The organism is Frigoribacterium sp. R86507 (assembly GCF_044597695.1).
Taxonomy (GTDB): domain Bacteria; phylum Actinomycetota; class Actinomycetes; order Actinomycetales; family Microbacteriaceae; genus Frigoribacterium.
In genome coordinates this window covers 2508977-2528360 of sequence record NZ_CP139002.1, presented here as the reverse complement: position 1 = coordinate 2528360, position 19384 = coordinate 2508977, and the positions used below count along the sequence as shown (strand labels likewise).

Annotated in this window: 15 protein-coding genes; 12 read left to right on the top strand and 3 right to left on the bottom strand. The window is 72.7% G+C overall.

What is annotated here, in order from left to right:
* Positions 1-1020 (top strand): thiamine-phosphate kinase, encoded by a 1020-nt coding sequence (locus tag SJY14_RS11900; RefSeq protein WP_396599017.1) that lies wholly within the window; start codon positions 1-3, stop codon positions 1018-1020.
* A gap of 28 nt (positions 1021-1048) precedes the next feature.
* Here the strand turns inward: SJY14_RS11900 and rsmD are convergent, their stop codons facing one another.
* Positions 1049-1624 carry a 16S rRNA (guanine(966)-N(2))-methyltransferase RsmD gene (rsmD, locus tag SJY14_RS11895; protein WP_071254246.1) on the bottom strand — a complete coding sequence of 192 codons (576 nt, stop codon included), beginning with the start codon at positions 1622-1624 and terminating at the stop codon, positions 1049-1051.
* A 171-nt stretch (positions 1625-1795) separates the two neighbouring features.
* Between rsmD and SJY14_RS11890 the strand changes: the two genes are divergently transcribed.
* The 11 genes from SJY14_RS11890 to SJY14_RS11840 all read left to right on the top strand — a co-directional run bounded on the left by SJY14_RS11890 (position 1796) and on the right by SJY14_RS11840 (position 17569).
* Positions 1796-3502 carry an acyl-CoA dehydrogenase family protein gene (locus SJY14_RS11890; protein ID WP_396599016.1) on the top strand — a complete coding sequence of 569 codons (1707 nt, stop codon included), beginning with the start codon at positions 1796-1798 and terminating at the stop codon, positions 3500-3502.
* 74 nt (positions 3503-3576) lie between these two features.
* Entirely contained in the window at positions 3577-5787 is a 2211-nt protein-coding gene (locus SJY14_RS11885; RefSeq protein ID WP_396599015.1) for an ATP-dependent DNA helicase RecG, read from the top strand.
* 81 nt (positions 5788-5868) lie between these two features.
* Positions 5869-6351, top strand: a complete 483-nt coding sequence (gene coaD, locus SJY14_RS11880; protein WP_054145631.1) for a pantetheine-phosphate adenylyltransferase — start codon at positions 5869-5871, stop codon at positions 6349-6351.
* Between the two features lie 28 nt (positions 6352-6379).
* Positions 6380-7411: an AAA family ATPase gene (locus SJY14_RS11875; RefSeq protein ID WP_369700689.1), complete on the top strand. Its 1032-nt coding sequence runs from the start codon at positions 6380-6382 to the stop codon at positions 7409-7411.
* 47 nt (positions 7412-7458) lie between these two features.
* Entirely contained in the window at positions 7459-8742 is a 1284-nt protein-coding gene (locus tag SJY14_RS11870) for a DUF58 domain-containing protein (protein WP_396599014.1), read from the top strand.
* Positions 8735-11044, top strand: a complete 2310-nt coding sequence (locus SJY14_RS11865; protein WP_396599013.1) for a transglutaminaseTgpA domain-containing protein — start codon at positions 8735-8737, stop codon at positions 11042-11044. The genes SJY14_RS11870 and SJY14_RS11865 overlap by 8 nt, the downstream gene beginning before the upstream one ends.
* A gap of 77 nt (positions 11045-11121) precedes the next feature.
* Positions 11122-11643 (top strand): DUF177 domain-containing protein, encoded by a 522-nt coding sequence (locus SJY14_RS11860; protein ID WP_082486437.1) that lies wholly within the window; start codon positions 11122-11124, stop codon positions 11641-11643.
* Positions 11644-11714: 71 nt separating this feature from the next.
* Positions 11715-11918 (top strand): 50S ribosomal protein L32, encoded by a 204-nt coding sequence (gene rpmF, locus SJY14_RS11855; RefSeq protein ID WP_043593937.1) that lies wholly within the window; start codon positions 11715-11717, stop codon positions 11916-11918.
* A gap of 37 nt (positions 11919-11955) precedes the next feature.
* On the top strand, positions 11956-12708 hold the full coding sequence (rnc, locus tag SJY14_RS11850; protein ID WP_071254238.1) for a ribonuclease III: 753 nt from the start codon (positions 11956-11958) through the stop codon (positions 12706-12708).
* Positions 12709-12710: 2 nt separating this feature from the next.
* On the top strand, positions 12711-13733 hold the full coding sequence (locus tag SJY14_RS11845; protein ID WP_396599012.1) for an Fpg/Nei family DNA glycosylase: 1023 nt from the start codon (positions 12711-12713) through the stop codon (positions 13731-13733).
* A 140-nt stretch (positions 13734-13873) separates the two neighbouring features.
* Positions 13874-17569 carry an AAA family ATPase gene (locus tag SJY14_RS11840; RefSeq protein ID WP_396599011.1) on the top strand — a complete coding sequence of 1232 codons (3696 nt, stop codon included), beginning with the start codon at positions 13874-13876 and terminating at the stop codon, positions 17567-17569.
* Positions 17570-17654: 85 nt separating this feature from the next.
* Here the strand turns inward: SJY14_RS11840 and SJY14_RS11835 are convergent, their stop codons facing one another.
* Positions 17655-18236: a histidine phosphatase family protein gene (locus tag SJY14_RS11835; protein WP_071254232.1), complete on the bottom strand. Its 582-nt coding sequence runs from the start codon at positions 18234-18236 to the stop codon at positions 17655-17657.
* An 88-nt stretch (positions 18237-18324) separates the two neighbouring features.
* Positions 18325-19341: a TerC family protein gene (locus SJY14_RS11830; RefSeq protein ID WP_071254230.1), complete on the bottom strand. Its 1017-nt coding sequence runs from the start codon at positions 19339-19341 to the stop codon at positions 18325-18327.
* Between the last annotated feature and the right edge of the window lie 43 nt (positions 19342-19384).

Sequence of the window (19384 nt, the reverse complement as noted above, 5' to 3'; positions counted from 1 at the left end):
ATGGAACGACGCTCCACGGACCCCCGCCCGGACGACGCCGACACCGTCGAGGGCGTCGGCGAGCTCGCCACCCTGGCCCGCATCCTGCCGCGCCTGCCCCGAGGCGACGACACGCTGCTCGGCCCCGGTGACGACGCCGCCGTGGTCGCGGCGCCCGACGGGCGGTTCGTCGTGACGACCGACCTCATGGTGCACGGCCCCGACTTCCGTCGTGCCTGGTCGACGTCGTACGACCTCGGTTGGAAGGCCGCGGCGTCGAACCTGTCCGACGTGGCGGCGATGGGCGCGCGGCCCACGGCGCTGGTCGTCGCCCTCGCGGTGCCCGGCGACACGAGCGTGACCGAGCTCGAGGCCTTCGCGGACGGCCTCCGCGAGGGCTGTTCCGTGATGGCCCCGGGCACGGGTGTCGTCGGCGGTGACCTCTCGGTCTCGCCGACCTTCACGGTCGCGGTGACGGCGTTCGGCGACCTCGAGGGGCGCGCGCCGGTGCGGCGGGACGGAGCCCGACCCGGCGACGTCGTCGCGGTGTCGGGCGCGCTCGGCCGCTCGGCGCGTGGACTCGACCTGCTGTTCCGTCTCGGCGTCGACCACGACGGGGTGCCCGACACCGCCGCGGCCGCCGCCCTGCGCGAGCGCGACCCGGACGTCGGCTGGCACCTCGCCCCCACACCACCCGTGGCCGACGGTCGCTCGGCAGCGCTGGCCGGGGCGACCGCGATGCTCGACCTGTCGGACGGCCTCGCCCTCGACGCCGGTCGGGTGGCCCGCGCCTCCGGTGTCGTGGTCGATCTGTCGGCCCGGGCGCTGGGTGACGACCCCCGGCTCGCCCTCTCGGGCGGCGAGGACCACTCCCTGTTCGCCACGTTCCCGCCCGAGGTCGCGTTGCCCGGTGGTTTCCGCGCCGTCGGCACGGTCCGCGATCCGGCAGGAGGCGCGCCCCGCGTCACCGTCGACGGTTCGGACATCGGCGAGGCCGGCGGGTGGGACCCGTACCGACTGTGGTCCGGGGCGCAGGGCTGACGAGCCGACCCGCGCCTCCTGGTCCGGGTCAGTCGCGCAGCGCGAACCAGACGGTCGTGTCGCCGTACTGCTTCTTGACGTCGAGGGTGAGGCCGTCGGGCCAGCCGGGTTCGCCGTCACGCGAGGCGCGCTCGACGACGACGAGGGCCTGCTCGTCGAGCGAGGGCAGCAGGGCCGTGAGATCGGCGGTGAGGTCGGCGGCCGACAACTCGTAGGGCGGGTCGAAGAAGACGAGGTCGACGGGCGCCGAGCCGCCCTCGAGGTACGACCGCACGGGCTGGGTGACCACGTCGACGCGCGGGGGAGTGCCGCGCGGCGGTCGGGGTGCCCGCGCCAGCACGGACTCGACGTTGCGGCGCAGCACCTTCGCGGCGGCCGGGGCCTTCTCGACCAGGACGACCGAGGCCGCCCCTCGCGACGCCGCCTCGAGTCCGAGACCACCCGTGCCGGCGTAGAGGTCGAGCACGCGCCGGCCCCGGATCTCGTCGCGCGCGTCGAGCGACGAGAACAGCGCCTCGCGCACCCGGTCGCTCGTGGGCCGCGTCCCGACCTTGGGGACGACGAGCGAGAGGTTGTCGGCGAAGCCGGAGATGATGCGGGACATGGGGTCAACCATGCCAGGTCGACGCGCGACACCCGGCGCGCACCGGGCGCGCACCCGGCACGCACGTGGTTCGAGCATCCCGACAACGCATCACCGTCGACCACCCCGCCCGGTCGTCGGACCTGCACAACCGAGTTGGCGGTGCCCGTCGACGTCGGCAGCATCGGTGCCATGACCAGCGTTGATCGTACTGTGAGGCCCTCGTTCACGAAGTCGCTGTTCGCCGGGCGCATCGCCTCCGAACTCGTCTTCCCGTACCCGCAGATGACGGCGGCCGAGAAAGCCCGGGTCGAGACGGTCTCGGCGTCCGCCCGCGAGGTGCTCGCCGGCTACGACCCGCTGAAGGCCGAACGCGAGGGGTGGATCGGCGACGACCTCGTGCGCGAGCTGGGCGAGCGGGGTCTGATGGGGCTCTTCGTCTCCGAGGAGTACGGCGGTCTCGGGCTCAGCCAGAGCGCCTACTGCCGCGTGTACGAGGAGTTCGGTCGGGTCGACGGCACCCTGGCCACGGTCATGGGGGTGCACCAGTCGATCGGGACGAAGCCCCTGCACCTCTTCGGCACCGACGACCAGAAGGCACGCTGGCTGCCCGACCTGGCGAGCGGCCGGAAGCTCGCGGCGTTCGTGCTCACCGAGCCGAACGTGGGCAGCGACGCCTACGCGCTCGAGACCCGGGCCGAGCGGCAGAGCGACGGCAGCTGGGTGCTGAACGGCGAGAAGCGGTGGATCGGCAACGGCGACAAGGACGTCCTGACCGTCTTCGCGCAGAGCGACCTCGGGCACGTCGCGCTGATCGTCGAGAAGGGCATGGAGGGGCTGAGCACCGGCCCGCGGTTCGAGACCCACGGCCTCAAGGCCAACCACCTGCAGCGCGTGCACTTCAAGGACGTCCGGGTGCCCGCCGAGAACCTGCTCGGCGAGCCGGGTGACGGCTTCCGCATCGCGGTCAACACGCTCAACAACGGTCGCATGTCGATGGGCACGGCCATCGCGGGCGGCATGAAGCGGTTCCTCGAGCTGAGCCTCGAACACACGGAGGCGCGGCACCAGTTCGGCAGACCGCTCGCCGACTTCGAGATGGTCGGCGACAAGCTCGCCTGGATGACGCAGCAGATCTACGGCGTCGAGTCGATGTCGTACCTGACCACGGGCCTCGTCGACCGCGGCGACACCGACTTCGCGCTCGAGTCTGCCCTGACCAAGGTCGCCGCGAGCGACACCGGCTGGTACGCCCTCAACCGGGCCGTGCAGCTGCACGGCGGCGAGGCGTACATGGAGGGGCACCCGCTGTCGAAGGCCCTGCGCGACTTCCGCATCTTCCCGATCTTCGAGGGGGCCAACGACGTCCTGCGCGCGTTCGTCGCCCTGAACGGCCTCAAGACGCTCAGCGAGGAGCTGCCCGACGTCGCGTCGCTGAGCATCGGAGACCCCGGTCGGGCGCTCGGGGTGCTCGCGCCATACGTCGCAGGGCGCGTGCAGCGGCGCATCCGGCCCGAGCGGCCGGTCGGGGTCCATCCCGCGCTCGCCAAGCAGGCCGCCGAGCTCGGCGACCAGGTCTCGCGGCTGCGCGAGCGCACCGAGGGGGCGCTCCGCAAGCACGGCAAGAAGGTGCAAGAGAAGCAGCTCGTCCAGAAGCGCCTCGCCGACGCGGCGAGCGGCATCTACGCGCAGACGGCCGTCCTCTCCCGGGCCTCGACGGCCCTTCAGGAGGCGCGAGCCGACTCCGACGCGGAGCGTCACCTGGCCGTCGGCTTCTGCAAGCAGTCCGCCCGCGGGGTGGCACGGCAGCTGCGGGCTCTCGAGCTCAACGACGACGGGCACGTGGCCGACCTCGCGAAGGCGACCCGCGCCTCCGGCGGGTACTCCTTCTCGCTCTGACCACCGGCCGGCGCGACGGGGTCCGGCGCCGCCCGGCGCGGGAGCTGTCGGGTGCGGGCGCTACCGTGGTGTCCGTGCCCGACTCACCCCTCGACGCGTCGCTGGCCGGGGCCCTCGGCGGCCGGACGGCCACCGCCCTGCAGAAGGCCTTCGGCCTGCGCACGGTCGGCGACCTGCTGACGCACTTCCCTCGGCGCTACGCCCGGCGGGGCGAGCTCACGGCCCTCGACCAGTTGCCCCTCGGCGAGTCCGTTACGATCGTGGCCCAGGTGCTCGACGTGCGCGAACGCACGATGCGCGCCCGGCGCGGGTCGATCCTCGAGGTGCGCATCGGCGACGGCCAGGGCATCCTGACGCTCACCTTCTTCAACCAGGCGTGGCGGGCCAAAGACCTGGTGCCTGGTGCCCGCGGCATCTTCGCAGGCAAGGTCGGCGACTACCGGGGGCTCCGCCAGCTGGCGCACCCCGACTACGAGCTGTTCGACGCCTCGCACGAGGCGGTCGCCGGGGTCGGCGACCAGCAGGCCCAGAAGTGGGCGAAGCAGCCGATCCCGATCTACCCGGCCAGCGCCTCCGTGGCGTCCTGGCAGGTGCAGAAGTCGGTCGAGGTGCTGCTCGACGGCCTGCCGCCGATCGACGACGCGGTGCCGGCGTCGGTCCGGTCCGAGCTCGACCTCGTGCCCGTGTCCGAGGCGTACGAGCGCATCCACCGTCCCGAGACCGATCGCGACCACCTCACGGCCCGCGACACCCTGCGGTTCGACGAGGCCTTCGTGCTGCAGAGCGCCCTGCTGCAGCAGCGGGCGCTCGTGCGTCGATCGGCGGCCACCCCCCGACGTGCCACGCCCGACGGCCTGCTCGCCACCTTCGACGCGGCCCTGCCCTTCGACCGGACGGGCGACCAGCGCCTCGTCGGCGACGAGATCACCCGCGACCTCGAGGCCGAGGTGCCGATGAACCGCCTCGTGCAGGGCGAGGTCGGCTCGGGCAAGACCCTCGTCGCCCTGCGGGCGATGCTCGCGGTGGCCGAGAGCGGTGGCCAGTCGGCCCTGCTGGCGCCGACCGAGGTGCTCGCGGCACAGCACCTGCGATCGATCACGGCCACGCTCGGGCCCGACCTGGCGGCCCGACTGCGCCCGACCCTGCTGACCGGTCAGATGACGGTGGCCCAGCGCAAGAAGGCGCTGCTGTCCATCGTCAGCGGCCAGGCGCACGTCGTGGTGGGCACCCACGCCCTGATCAGCGAGACCGTCGAGTTCTTCGACCTCGGCCTCGTCGTCGTCGACGAGCAGCACCGCTTCGGCGTCGACCAGCGTGAGGCGCTGCGCAAGAAAGGCGCCACGCCGCCGCACGTGCTCGTCCTGACCGCGACGCCGATCCCGCGCACCGTGGCCATGACGGTCTTCGGCGACCTCGACGTGTCGACCATCGCCGAGCTGCCGAAGGGGCGCCAGCCGATCGAGTCGTTCGTCGTGCCCCTCGCCGACCACCCGACCTGGGGCGGTCGCATCTGGCAGCGCTCGGCCGAAGAGGTGGCGAAGGGGCGACAGGTGTTCGTCGTCTGCCCGGCGATCGACGCGGTCACGGCCGAACCCGGCGACCCGCCCGACGCCGGCGACGCGCCCGGCGACGACGCGCCCGGGGCCGACGGATCCGAGGCACCGGCCCCTGAACGCGCGAGTGTCGAGGGGGTCATGGCCCGGGTGCCCACGATCCCCGTGCTGCAGGGCCTGCGCGTCGAGCCCCTGCACGGACGCATGTCGTCCGACGAGAAGGACGACGTCATGCGTCGCTTCGCCGCCGGCGACATCGACGTGCTCGTCGCGACGACGGTCATCGAGGTGGGGGTCGACGTGCCGAACGCCTCGACCATGGTCGTGCTCGACGCCGACCGGTTCGGCGTCTCGCAGCTGCACCAGTTGCGAGGTCGCGTCGGTCGCGGCGGCCACCCGGGTCTCTGCCTGCTCGTCACCCACGCAGCGGCCGACACCGTGGCCCGCGAGCGCGTCGACGCGGTCGCGGCCACGCTCGACGGCTTCGAGCTCGCGCAGGTCGACCTCGACCTGCGTCGCGAGGGCGACGTGCTCGGCAACCTCCAGTCGGGCGGCCGCTCGTCCCTGCGTCTGCTGCGGGTGGCCCGCGACGGCGACCTCATCGGCCTCGCCCGTGAGCACGCGGCCGAGGTCCTCGACGCCGACCCCCGCCTGGTCGACCACCCCGCCCTCGCCGCCGCCATCGCGCGCCGACTCGACGACCGGGGCCGCGAGGCCATGGGCAAGAACTGAGCGCGCCGTGATGCGTGACGCGTCCTCGACCCCGCCGTCGCCCTGGGTGTCCGTCCGGGGTCGGCGGGATACAGTGACCGGATGAGCAGGATCGCCGTCGTGCCGGGTTCGTTCGACCCCGTGACCCTCGGTCACGTGGACGTGATCGCCCGGGCCGCCAACATCTTCGACGAGGTCCACGTCCTCGTGGTGCACAACCCCGAGAAGAGCGCGTTGCTGCCCCTGGCTCAGCGGGTCTCGTTGCTCACCGAATCCCTCCGCGCGGCCGGGCTGCCCGAGACCGTCACGGTCCACAGCTGGAGCGTCGGGCTGCTCGTCGACTACTGCACCGAGGTCGGGGCGAGCGTGCTCGTCAAGGGCATCCGCTCGCAGGTCGACGTCGCCTACGAGACGCCGATGGCGATCATGAACCGCAGCCTCGCCGGTGTCGAGACCGTCTTCCTGCTCCCCGACCCGGCCCACGCGCACGTGTCGAGCTCGCTCGTGCGGCAGGTGGCCTCGCTCGGCGGGGACGTGTCGCCCTACGTGCCCGAGGCCGTCGCCGCCTACCTCAGCACCACCTGACCCCGACCCACCCGACGAGGACGCCGCGATGACCACGACCAACGACCCCACCGTCGAGCCCGCCGCCGTCCGCGCGACCGGCTCCGGTCCCACGATGTCGCTCGCCGAGGTCCAGCAGCGCGCGAGGGGCATCCTCGAGGCCGTGGCCACCGTGATCGACGGCAAGGACGGCGCCATCTCGACGGCGCTCACCGTCCTGCTCGCCGAGGGCCACCTGTTGATCGAGGACGTCCCGGGCGTCGGCAAGACGCAGTTGGCCCGGGCGCTCGCCAAGGCGGTCGACGCGACCGTCACCCGCATCCAGTTCACCCCCGACCTGCTGCCGAGCGACATCACGGGAGTCTCGGTCTACGACCGGCAGAGCGGCGGATTCGAGTTCAAGCCCGGTCCCGTCTTCGCCAACGTCGTCATCGGCGACGAGATCAACCGTGCTTCGCCGAAGACCCAGTCGGCGCTGCTCGAGAGCCTCGAAGAGCGTCAGGTGACGGTCGACGGCATCACGCACCCGCTGCCCTCGCCGTTCCTCGTCGTGGCGACGCAGAACCCCGTCGAGATGGAGGGCACCTACAACCTGCCCGAAGCGCAGCGCGACCGGTTCATGGCCCGCATCTCCCTGGGCTACCCCGACGCCCGCAGCGAGCTGCGCATGCTGCAGCAGCGAGAGCGGGTCAGCCCCCTCGACACCCTGCGCCCGCTCGTCTCGCTCGACGAGCTGACGCGCATGATCGCAGCCGTCCGCACGGTCTACACCGCGCAGGCGGTCGAAGAATACGCCGTGCGGATCGTCCAGGCGACACGCGTCCACCCCGACGTGCGTCTCGGGGCCAGCCCCCGGGCGACCCTGCAGCTCATGCGGGCGGCCAAGTCCTGGGCCGCGCTCAACGGCCGCGGTTACGTGGTCCCCGACGACGTCGACGCCCTCACCGGGCCCGTCCTCGGCCACCGGGTCATCCTCGCCGGCCGAGCCGGGGCGGGGGCCGTCTCGGCGGCCTACGACCTCGTCGCCGAGGTCGTCGAGCAGACTCCCGTCCCGCTCGGCGACGCGACCGACGCGCGCTGACCGTGAGACGGGGTGGGGTCCCCAGGCCGACCGGCCGTGGCGTCGGCGTGCTCGCCGCCGGGGTGCTCGTCGTGCTCGTGGGCTGGCTGGTGCAGGCCCCGGCCCTCGTCTTCGCCGGCTCGACGCTCGTCGTCCTGATCGTGGCCGTCACCGTCTCCCTGCTCTTCCGCACGGCCGACGTGCGGGTCACGCGTCGCTTCACTCCCGACCGCGGCGTCGCGGGGTGGTCCGCCGTCGAGACGGTCACGGTCCTCCCCCGCGGGGGTCGGACCTCCGGCACCGTGCGGGTCCGCGAGCAGCTGCCGTTCGGACGACTGTCCGACTCCGAGGCCGCGGCGGTCCTGCTCGTGCCGGGCCGCGCCTCCTCGGCGGTCTTCCGCCACCACGACCTGCCGCGCGGTCGGCACCGCATCGGACCCCTGCACGTCGACCTCGTCGAGTCGTACGGCGTCGCCCGGCGACGCGTCGTGGCGGCCGGCGTGGCCGAGTTCGTCGTCGTCCCCGATGTCGTCGAGGTGGGGCTGGGGCGCGAGTCCCGGGCCCTGGGCGACGGGTCGAGACGGCAGCGCGAGCACAGCCTGGCCGGTGGCGAGGACGATCCGGTCACGCGCGAGTACCGCCGGGGTGACCCGATGCGTCGGGTGCACTGGAAAGCGACGGCCCGGCACGGCGAGCTGATGGTCCGGCAAGAAGAGCAGCACGGCCTGCCCAGCGCGCGAGTCGTCGTCGCCGTCGCGGCCGAGGGATGGTCCGACGCTCGCCCGACGGTGCCGCCGACGAGCGGCGTCCGGGTGAGGCCGGCGACCGCCGCGATCCCGCTCGTCAGCGACGCCTTCGAGTGGGCGGTCTCGTTCGCCGCGACGATCGCGGTCGAGATCGGCCACGCGGGGTCGGCGACCGTGCTGACGACACCCGGCGGCACGCTCGTCGCCCGGCACGACCCCGAGTCGACCACGGGGTTCCTCGACGACCTCGCCGACCTGCGGCTCGACGACGCGCTCGGGGCACCGGCTCCCGCCCCGTCGCCCCGGGAGCCCGTCGTGGCGGTCGTCTCGGGTCTGGGTCGGCTCGACCTCGAGCTGCTCGTCGCCTCGAGGGCTCCCGGGTCGTCGGCGGTCGCCGTCGTCGTCACGGCCGCCCTGCCCCTCGGCGCCGGCCTGACCTCACGACCCGCACGCCTCGCCGACGGGCCGGGCCGGGGCGACGACCGCGTGCTCGCCCCCGACGAGGTCGCCGATGCCCTGCGCGACGCCGGCTGGCGGGTCGTCGAGACCGACTCGAGCGTCGACGTCGGTCGCCTGATCACGACCTCGGGGGTCCTCGATGACTGACTCGCCGACCCGCGTGGGGTTCTTCGGGGCCGAGCCCGCGGGCGCGGCCCGCTGGCAGACCTCGGCCCTGCTCTGGCTCGTGCTCGTCCTCTCGCTCGCGAGCCTGCACCCCGTCTTCGTCGGGGTCGGCTGGTGGGTCGCGGGTGCCGTCGTGGCCGCCGTCGTGCTGGGTGCGTCCCTCGCCGTGCGAGCGCTGGGGGGCGCCTCCTGGGTGGGCGTCGTCGGTGGGGCGGTCCTCGGCGCGCTCGTCACGACGGCCTTCGCCTCCGGGGGGACGGCCCTGCTCGGGGTCGTGCCGACAGGGGCGACCTTCGCGCGCATCCCCGAGCTCTCGGCTCAGGCGAACGCGGCCATCGTCGAGGGATCGGCCCCGGTCGCGGTGAACGACGGCCTGCTGGTCACGGTGGCCCTCTCGGTGCTCGTGGTCGCCGTCGTCACCGACCTGCTGTCGTCGGTGGGGCAGCTGCCGGTCGTGACCGGGGTCTTCCCGGCCCTCGTGCTGGCCGTGCCGACCTTCGTGCCGGGCGTCGTCACGAGCTGGCCCTGGGTGGTGGCGACCGTGCTGGCCTACCTCGTGCTGCTGATGGTCTCCACCGGACGACGACCCTCGCGCGCCGGTCTGGTCGGTGCCGCCGCGTCGGTCGCCGTGGCCGGGCTGCTGACGGCCGTCGTCCCCCTCACGGGCGTGGCGCCGTTGACCGGTTCGGGCACCGGCACCGGCCTCGCGACCGGCGTGAACCCCATCATCGACCTCGGTGACGACCTGCGGCGGGGTGCCCCGGTCACCGTCCTGTCGTACCGGACCGACGACCGGCAGGGCACGTATCTCAAGCTCGTCGACCTGGTGGACTTCTCGGGTCGCACGTGGAGTCCCGCCGACGTGCCGCTCGACCCGCTCAACACGCTCAACACCCTGCCCGACGCTCCCGGCATCGATCCGGGCACCGCACGACGCGACGTCACGACCGACGTCACGATCGGGGCGCTGCGCAGCCCCTACCTGCCCGTCCCGGTGCCACCGACCACCATCGAGGGCCTCGACGACCAGTGGCGGTTCGTCGACGAGAGCGGCGTCACCGTCCGCAGCGACTCCGAGGGCACGCAGGGTCTCGAGTACGAGGTGACGAGCCGGCCCGTCGACCCGAGCCCCGAGCAGGTCGTCGCATCGCTCGACGACACGGGGCCCGACATGGCGCCCTACCTCTCGGTCGACGAGGTGCCGCAGACCGTCACCGACCTCGCCGCCGAGGTGACCGCCGGCTCGGCCAACCCGTTCGACGCGGCCGTCGAGCTGCAGGACTTCTTCCGCGACGGCGACTTCACGTACTCGGAAGACACCCCGGTCCAGCGTGGCTACGACGGCAGCGGCCTCGACGCGATCGAGACGTTCCTGCAGGTCCGCAGCGGGTACTGCGTCCACTTCGCCTCGGCGATGGCGGTCATGGCCCGGACGCTGGGCATCCCGTCGCGGGTCGCGGTGGGCTTCCTGCCGGGCGACCTGCAGGGCGTCGGCGACGACGCCGCGTTCCGGGTGAGCAGCGACGACCTGCACACCTGGCCCGAGCTGTACTTCGCCGGGCTCGGCTGGGTCCCCTTCGAGCCGACCGTCGGCCTCGGCGCCCCTCAGCAGTACCTGCAGCAGACCGGCGTCGAGCCGAGCGACGTCCCCGCCGACGACGCGAGCACCGCCCCCGACGCGAGCACAGCCCCCTCGGCCTCGACCGCCCCGACCAGCGCGGCTCCGAGCGCGAGCGCCACGCCGACGTCCGCCGCCTCCGGTCCGGGCTCCGGCGTCGGGCCCGTCCCGTCGATCGCCCTCTCGGTGCTCGCGGCGCTCGTGCTCGCCGCCCTCGTCGTCCCCTCGGGTCTGCGCGCCGGCCGTCGACGACGTCGCCTGTCGGCGTCCCCGCCCGACCTGGCGTTGCACGCCTGGCACGAGGTGGTCGACACGGCTCGAGACCTGGGTGTCCCCGTGACGGCCGCGATGACCCCGCCGGCGGTCGTCGACCTGCTGGCGCAGCGCCTCGGGGCAGGGGGCGCCGTGACCGGAACGGCGACGGCACCGTCCTCCGGCCGGTCGACCAGGGCCGAGGAGGCGCGGGTCGCCTCGGTCGCGCTGCTGGACGCCCTGCAGGCCGAGCGCTTCGGAGCCGAGCCGGCCGCCCGGCAGGTGCAGGCGGACGCGCGTCGCGTGATCGACGGGCTCCGCGCCTCCTCGTCCCCGGGGCAGCGCCTCACGGCGACCGTCGCACCGCGGTCGCTCGTCGGGGGCACGGAGGCGGCGTCCGGCTCGACGGCGTAAACTCCCTCCTCGTGCCTCATTTCACCCAGACCCCCTACACCGTCCCGGTGTTCGACCTCGTGCACCGTCCGGGCGAGATGCGCGAGCACGAGCTCGACGTCGTCGTGCCCGAGAAACTCGGCGAGGGCCAGATCTCGGTGCCGAAGGGTGCCGAGATCGCGATCGACGTCAAGCTCGAGGGGCTGCACGACGGCATCCTCGTGTCCGCCCACGTCTCGGGCACGGCGGTCGGTGAGTGCAGCCGGTGCCTCCGCGACATCTCCGAGCCCGTCGAAGTCGATTTCGCCGAGGTTTTCGCGTACGATGTCGACGAAGCTTTTGACTATCAGGTTCAAGACGATCACGTGGATCTTGAACCCGTGGTCAGAGACGCAGTGGTTCTGTCACTGCCCTTCCAGCCGGTCTGTCGGCCGGACTGTCCGGGCCTCGACCCCGAAACGGGCGAGCGTGTGGACGACATCCCCGACTACCAGCCCCGCGAGATCGCCGACCCCCGCTGGTCGGCACTGGCAGGGTTCCAGGCTGAATCGGCACCCGCCGACGGCACGTCACAGGGCACCGGTCACGACGACCAGCGCCCGGCCGACGAGCAGCACTGAACACCACCGCGTCACCCACCATCGTCAGACCCAGGCACCCGCGAGGGTGCCGACAGAGAGAAGAGAAACCCATGGCCGTCCCGAAGCGCAAGCAGTCACGCTCCAACACGCACGCTCGTCGTTCGCAGTGGAAGGCCACGCCGGTCCAGCTCGTCAAGACGATCGAGAACGGCAAGGTCACCTACAGCCTCCCGCACCGTGCCAAGGTCGTCGAGGACAGCGCCGGCACCGCTCTGTACATGGAGTACAAGGGCCGCAAGGTCGCCGACGTCTGATCACCGACGTGAACCCGTCCACCCTCGCGGTGAGCGCATGAGTCAGCCCGAGTCGAGCCCTGGTGCCGACCGGGCTGTTCTCTTGTCCCGGCTGCAGATCGAGCTCAGCGACGCCCTGATCGACCAGGCGCTCACACACCGGTCGTACTCGTACGAGCACAGCGGCGTCGGCAACAACGAGCGCCTCGAGTTCCTCGGCGACTCCATCCTGGGTCAGGCCGTCACGGTCATGCTCTTCACCGAGAACCCCGACCTCGACGAGGGAGACCTCGCCAAGCGTCGAGCCAGCCTTGTCAGCACCGTCGCCCTGGCCGAGGTCGCCCGCATCATCGGTCTCGGCCCGTACCTGCGCCTCGGTCGCGGCGAAGAGTTGACCGGCGGTCGAGACAAGCACTCGATCCTGGCCGACACCGTCGAGGCCATCATCGGCGCGACCTACCTCGAGGCCGGGGGCGAAGCCGCCACTGCGCTCGTGCTGCGTCTCGTGGCGCCGCTGCTCGTCGACCCCGACCGCTTCGGTGCCGCGATGGACCCCAAGACCAGCCTGCAAGAGCTGGCCGCGACCCTGGGTCGCGGCATGCCCTCGTACTCGGTCACCGACAGCGGCCCCGATCACGACAAGCGTTTCCACGCCGTGGTCGCCCTGGGTGACGAGCAGGGCGTCGCCGAGGGGTCGGGCAGCAGCAAGAAGCAGGCCGAGATGGCCGCTGCGCTCGGGGCTTGGACGTCCCTCAACGCGTCGGCCGCCGGGGTGGCCGCCGCCCGTCGGGCCGCCGCCTCCGCCGACTGACCGTGCCCGAACTGCCCGAGGTCGAGGTCGTCCGGGCCGGTCTGCACCCCGTTGTGGCCGGTGCCGTGGTGACGGCGGTCGACGTCCTCGACCAGCGGTCGCTCAAGCGGCACCGCGGTCCGAGCGACGACTTCGTCGACCGGCTGGTCGGTGGCACGATCGACTCGGCCGTCCGCCGGGGCAAGTTCCTCTGGTTCCCGTTCGAGCCTGCCGAGCCGCACGAGCAGCCCCTGGCCCTCGTGGCTCACCTCGGCATGAGCGGTCAGGTGCTGCTCCGCAGCCGGGACGCCGAGCCCGACCGTCTGATGCGCATCCGGCTCGAGGTCGAGAGTCCGTCGCTCGGCCCCGTGCGACTCGCCTTCGTCGACCAGCGCATCTTCGGCTCGATGGCCCTCGACGAGACCGTGCCCACGCAGGACGGGCGGGCGGCGGGGTTCGCCGGCCCGCGCCTCCTGGGGTCCGATGTCGAGGCCGCAGGCGAGGCTGCCCTCCAGGCCGGGACGAACGCCCCGCCGATCACCACCGCCGGCAGCGACGCCGATCCGGCCGCCTGGGTGCGCCGCGTCCCGCAGCAGGTCTCGCACATCGCACGCGACCCGCTCGACCCGGCCTTCGACGAGTCGCGGATGATCGCCCGTCTGCTGGCCCGCCGGACCGGGGTGAAGCGCGCGCTCCTCGACCAGGGTCTGCTGAGCGGGGTGGGCAACATCTACGCCGACGAGAGTCTCTGGGCCGCGCGGGTGCATCCCGAGCAGCCCACCGAGTCGTTGTCGAGGGCGCGTGCCCGCGTGCTGCTGGCCGAGGTGCGGGTCGTGCTGCTCAAGGCGCTCGGCGAGGGCGGGACGAGCTTCGACGCCCAGTACGTCAACGTCAACGGCCAGTCGGGCTACTTCAGCCACAGCCTCGCCGCGTACGGGCAGCAGGGACGCCCCTGTCCGCGGTGCGGCACCCCCATCGTGCGCGAGGCCTTCATGAACCGCTCGAGCCACTTCTGCCCCCGCTGCCAGCGGGTGCGCACGCGCTGATCCCTGCGCCGTCCGCCGCCGCCCGCCTCCCCGGACGGCGGGGCCTCCACCCGTATCCTTGAGAACGGGTCACGACCTGCCGTCGGCGCCCCGGTCCGCCCCGTCCACCACCCGTCACGAGCCCCGAGGAGGCGCGGCGCATGTACCTGAAGAGCCTCACGCTCAAGGGCTTCAAGTCGTTCGCCTCGGCGACCACGTTCGCCTTCGAGCCGGGGGTCACCTGCGTCGTCGGCCCGAACGGTTCGGGCAAGAGCAACGTCGTCGACGCCCTCGCCTGGGTGATGGGCGAGCAGGGGGCGAAGAACCTCCGCGGCGGCAAGATGGAGGACGTCATCTTCGCCGGCACCTCCACCCGCGGCCCGCTCGGTCGGGCGCAGGTCGTGTTGACGATCGACAACTCCGACGGGGCCCTGCCGATCGACTACACCGAGGTGACGATCAGCCGCACCCTCTTCCGCAACGGCGGCAGCGAGTACGCCATCAACGGCGAGGGCTGCCGGCTGCTCGACGTGCAGGAGCTGCTCAGCGACTCCGGCCTCGGCCGCGAGATGCACGTCATCGTGGGGCAAGGGCAGCTCGACGCCGTGCTGCGTGCCACCCCGGAGGACCGCCGGGGCTTCGTCGAAGAGGCCGCCGGCATCCTCAAGCACCGTCGTCGTAAGGAGAAGACCCTCCGCAAGCTCGAGGCCATGCAGACGAACCTCACGCGGCTCAGCGACCTCGCGGGTGAGCTCCGCCGTCAGCTCAAGCCGCTCGGGCGCCAGGCCGAGATCGCTCGTGAGGCGCAGACCATCGCCGCGGTCGTCCGGGACGCCCGCGCCCGTCTGTTGGCCGACGAGGTCGTCGCCCTGCGCGAGTCGCTCACGGCCCGGTCGAGCACCGAGGCCGAGCGCAAGAGCGAGCGCATCGTGCTGCAGGACCGCCTCGACGAGAACAAGCAGCGCGAGCACCGCCTCGAGCAGGCCATGATCGGCGACGCCGTCGACGACGCCCGCCGGGTGGTCTTCGGGCTCGAGTCGGTCCACGAGCGCCTGCGCAGCCTGTCGAGCCTCGCGCAGCAGCGTCTCCAGCTGCTCGCCCAGCAGGCGGAGCAGCCCGCCGTGGCGACCACCGTCAGTGCGGGCATGGTCGCCGACGCCCGTGACGAGGCCGAGCGTCTGCGCGGCGACGTCTCGCAGGCCGAGGCGGCGGTGGGGGCGGCCGGCGCCGAGCTGGCCACGGTCCGTGCGTCCCTCGACGCCCTCGACGTCGAGATCCAGGCGCAGAGCGTCCTCGTCTCGCAGCACGACCTCGAGGCGACCCGCCTGCGTGGCGCCCTCGAGACGGCGCGGTCGGGGCTCGCCGCCGTCCGTGGCGAGCAGCTGCGTCAGCGCGCCGCGCTCGAGGCCGCCGAGGCGCGTCGTGACGCCGGTCGCTCCGAGTACGCCGAGCTCGAGCAGCGGTCACCGCGGGCCGACGCGGACGGGGTCGATCACGCCGCCGTCCAGGCCGAGGCCGAAGAGCGAGTGACGGCTCTCACGGCGAGCGTCGACGAGCTGCGCGACCGCCTCCACGCGGCCGAACGCGAGCGCGACGCCCTCGCGGCCCGGCGGAGCGCCCTGTCGCTCGCCCTGGACCAGAACGACGCCACGGCCGCTCTCGTGGCCGCGGGCCGGCCGGGCATCCGCGGCCTGGTGGCCGAGCACGTGCAGGTGCGTCCCGGTTACGAGGCCGCCGTCGCAGCGGCGCTCGGCAGCGTGGTCGACTCGGTTCTGGCCGACGACGTCGAGGCCGCGGTCGACGCCGTCGCGCACGCCACCGAGGCCGAGCTCGGCCGGGTCGAGGTCGTCGTGGCCGAGCCCGTGCGGCCCCTGTCGACGCTCGACGTCGACCTCCCGACCGGAGCCGTCGCCGCCACGGCCGTCGTCACCGCGCCTCCCGGGGTGCTCGGGCTGCTGGCCGCCACCGTCGTGGCCGACGACCTCGTGGTCGCGCGCTCGGCCTGGCAGGCACTCGCCGGCCACCCGGTCCCCGTGACCGTCATCACGCGGGCGGGCGAGGTGCTGACCGACTACGTACTGCGCGGCGGGTCGGGCGCCGAGCGGTCGCGTCTCGAGCTCGTCGCCGAGCGCGACGCGGCCGCCGACCGACTGACCGGCGTGGCCACCGAGATCGAGCGTCTCGCCCCCGAACTCACCGAGCTGCGGGAGCGGCTCGCCGCGACGCGCACCCGCGCGAAAGAGGCGGCGGCAGCCGCCCGGGACGAGGAGGCGCGGGTCACCTCCCACGGGCAGCAGCTCGGTCGTCTGCGTGCCCGGGTCGAGGCCGCCGAGGCCGAGGTCGACCGTCTCTCGGACGCCCTCGACGCATCGGTCGAGGCCGTCGACGCCGCGAGCCGCGCCGTGGACGCCGCCGCGGCCGCCCACGACGAGCACGCCGCCCGCCCGCGTCCGTTGCTCGACGCGTCGTCGCGCGACGGCCTGCTGGCCGAGGTCGAGACCGCGCGGGCCGTCGAGACCGAGCGCCGCATCGCCCTCGAGACCGTCCGCGAGCGGGTCCGGGCCGAGATCGCCCGGGCCGAGGCTCTGCAACGCCAGCTCGACGAGCAACGGGCGGCCGCCGAGCTCCGGGCACGCCAGACGGTGGTGCGGCAGCGTCAGATGGCCGCCACGTCCTCCGTGCTCGAGGCCTTGCCCCCGACCCTGGACGCCGTCGCCCGGTCGGTGGCCGAGGCGCGCGCGGTGCTGGCCGAGGCCGAGGCGGCCCGGGCCGAGCAGAACACCGAGCTGCAGGCCCTGCGCCGGGTCGAGCGCGAGCTGCGCGACCGGCTCGCCACCGTCACCGAGAGCGTGCACGGCCTCGAGATGGAGATCTACGAGAAGAAGCTGCACCTGTCCGGGCTCCTCGAACGAGCCGGCTCCGAGCTCGGCCTCGTCGAGGACGTCCTCGTGGCCGAGTACGGGCCGCACGTGCCCGTGCCGAGCGACGACGAGGTCGTGGCTCGCCCGTCCGTCGACGACGAGGTCGACCTGCTCGACGTCGACGCCGCGGGCGAGGACGACGCCGCGGGGGAGCGCGCCGCCCGTGCCGCCGATCGCCCACCTCACGGTGCCGGCGACGTCGGTGACGCGACACTCCCGGCGGCCGACGCCGCGCCTCCTCGGGGCGTGCCCTTCGACCGGGCGGCCCAGCAGCGACGGCTCGCCGCGGCCGAGAAGAAGCTCGCCCGGCTCGGGCGGGTCAACCCGCTGGCCCTCGAGGAGTTCGCGGCGCTCGAGCAGCGGCACGTCTTCCTGACCGAACAGCTGACCGACCTGACCGGCACCCGCAAGGACCTCTTGACGATCATCGACGAGATCGACGACAAGATGCAGACCATCTTCGCGAGCGCGTTCGCCGACACCCAGGCCGCCTTCGACCAGGTGTTCCCGATCCTCTTCCCGGGAGGCAGCGGTTCGCTGCACCTGACCGATCCCGACGACCTGCTGGCGACCGGCATCGAGGTGACGGTGAAGCCGGCCGGCAAGAAGATCGAGCGGCTGTCGCTGCTGTCGGGCGGCGAGCGGTCGCTGGCCGCCGTGGCGCTGCTGATCGCGATCTTCAAGGCCCGGCCGAGCCCGTTCTACATCATGGACGAGGTCGAGGCGGCCCTCGACGACGCGAACCTCGGCCGGTTGCTGACCATCTTCGAGGACCTGCGCGAGTCGAGCCAGCTCATCGTCATCACGCATCAGAAGCGCACGATGGAGATCGCCGACGCCCTCTACGGCGTCTCGATGCGTCAGGACGGCGTCAGCGCCGTCGTCGGCCAGCGCGTCGTCGCCGAGCGCGGCCCCGCCGCCCCCGCCGCCTCCTGACCCCTCCCGACGAGAAACGCAGGAGGCGCGACCTGCGTGGCCGCGCCTCCTGCGTTCTCGTCGTGCCCCGCGGGGCACCGGGGTGTCAGTCGATCGGCGTGTCGACGACCCCGCCGTTGATGCTCAGCACGCGCCAGGCGGTGCCGTCCCACTCGACCGTGTTCGCCGCGGCGTTCTCGATGTGCGGGACCTCGCGGCCGAGGATCTCGGCGAGGGTGAACCGGATGATCGTGCCGTGGCAGACGACGACGATGTGGGCGTCGTCGCCGTCGAGCGGCAGTCGCGTGTCGCGGATCATCTCGAGCGCGCCGATGCCCCGGGCGGCGACCGACTCGCGCGGCTCGATGTCGGGGTAGTCGGCGTTCGGCTGGTCGGGGATCGGTGACTCGGGGGTGCGGCCCTCGTGCGACGCGTAGTCGCGCTCGATCAGCTCGTCGTAGGCGTCGCCCAGCTCGATGCCGAGTTCGGCGGCGATGATCTGCGCGGTCTCGCGGGCGCGCCCAAGCGGCGACGACACGATGGCGCTCCACTCGACGCCGGCCAGCAGACGCGCCGCCTCGAGGGCCTGGCCGCGTCCCGTGTCGTTCAGCGGGATGTCGGACGAGCCCTGGAGCTTGTCGGCGAGGTTCCAGTCGGTCTGACCGTGGCGGATGAGTTCGAGGCGCATCGGGGTGTTCCGTTCAGTGGTGCGGCGCGGCGGTGCCGCGGGGGAGTGACGACGGGCGGCCCCGGATGGAGGCCGCCCGTCGGGGGGATCAGTGGTCGTCGTCGGTACCCGCCGTGACGCCGGCCTTCGCACGGGCGTCCCGTCGGGTCTTCGCGAGGCTCGCGACCGTCGCGACGGCGATGGTGAGCACGATGAAGCCGAGCGAGAACCAGATCGGGATCTCGGGGATCCAGGTGATCGGCTCGCCGCCGTTGATGAACGGCACCTCGTTGACGTGCAGGGCGTGGAACAGCAGCTTGACGCCGATGAAGGCGAGGATGACCGCCAGCCCCTGGGCCAGGTAGACGAGGCGCTCGAGCAGACCCGAGATCAGGAAGTACAGCTGACGCAGGCCGAGCAGCGAGAACGCGTTCGCCGTGAAGACGATGTACGCCTCTTGCGTGAGGCCGAAGATGGCGGGGATCGAGTCGAGGGCGAAGAGCACGTCGGTCAGGCCGATCGCGACCATCACGAGGAAGAGCGGGGTGAAGAGGCGCTTGCCGTCGACCTTGGTGGTCAGCTTCTGGCCGTCGTAGTCCGTGGAGGTCGGGATGACGCGGCGCAGGGCACGGATGAGCTTGCTGTCCGCCTCGTCCTTCTCGTCGTCGCCGTGGCCGCCCTTGACCTGGCTGTAGGCGAGCCAGAAGAGCAGGATGCCGAAGAGGTAGAAGACCCACGAGAAGTTCTCGATGATGACGACGCCGGCCGCGATGAACAGACCACGCGAGAGGAGGGCGATGGCGATGCCGACGAGCAGCACCTTCTGCTGGTAGATGCGGGGCACCGCGAAGCTCGTCATGATGATCAGGAAGACGAACAGATTGTCGACCGAGAGGGCCTTCTCGGTGATGTAGCCGGCGAAGTACTCGCCGCCGAAGGTCCAGTTCGAGAAGACGCCGACGCCGACGCCGAACAGGACGGCGATGCCGATGTAGACGCCCGACCAGATGGCCGACTCACGGATCGTCGGCTCGTGCGGCGTGCGCACGTGACTGAAGAAGTCGAAGAACAGCAGGCCGATGATGCCGGCGATGGTGATCGCCCAGGTCAAGAAGTGGACGTCCATGTGTGTACCTCCAGTACGCAGCGGGTACCGAAGGTCTCCTCCA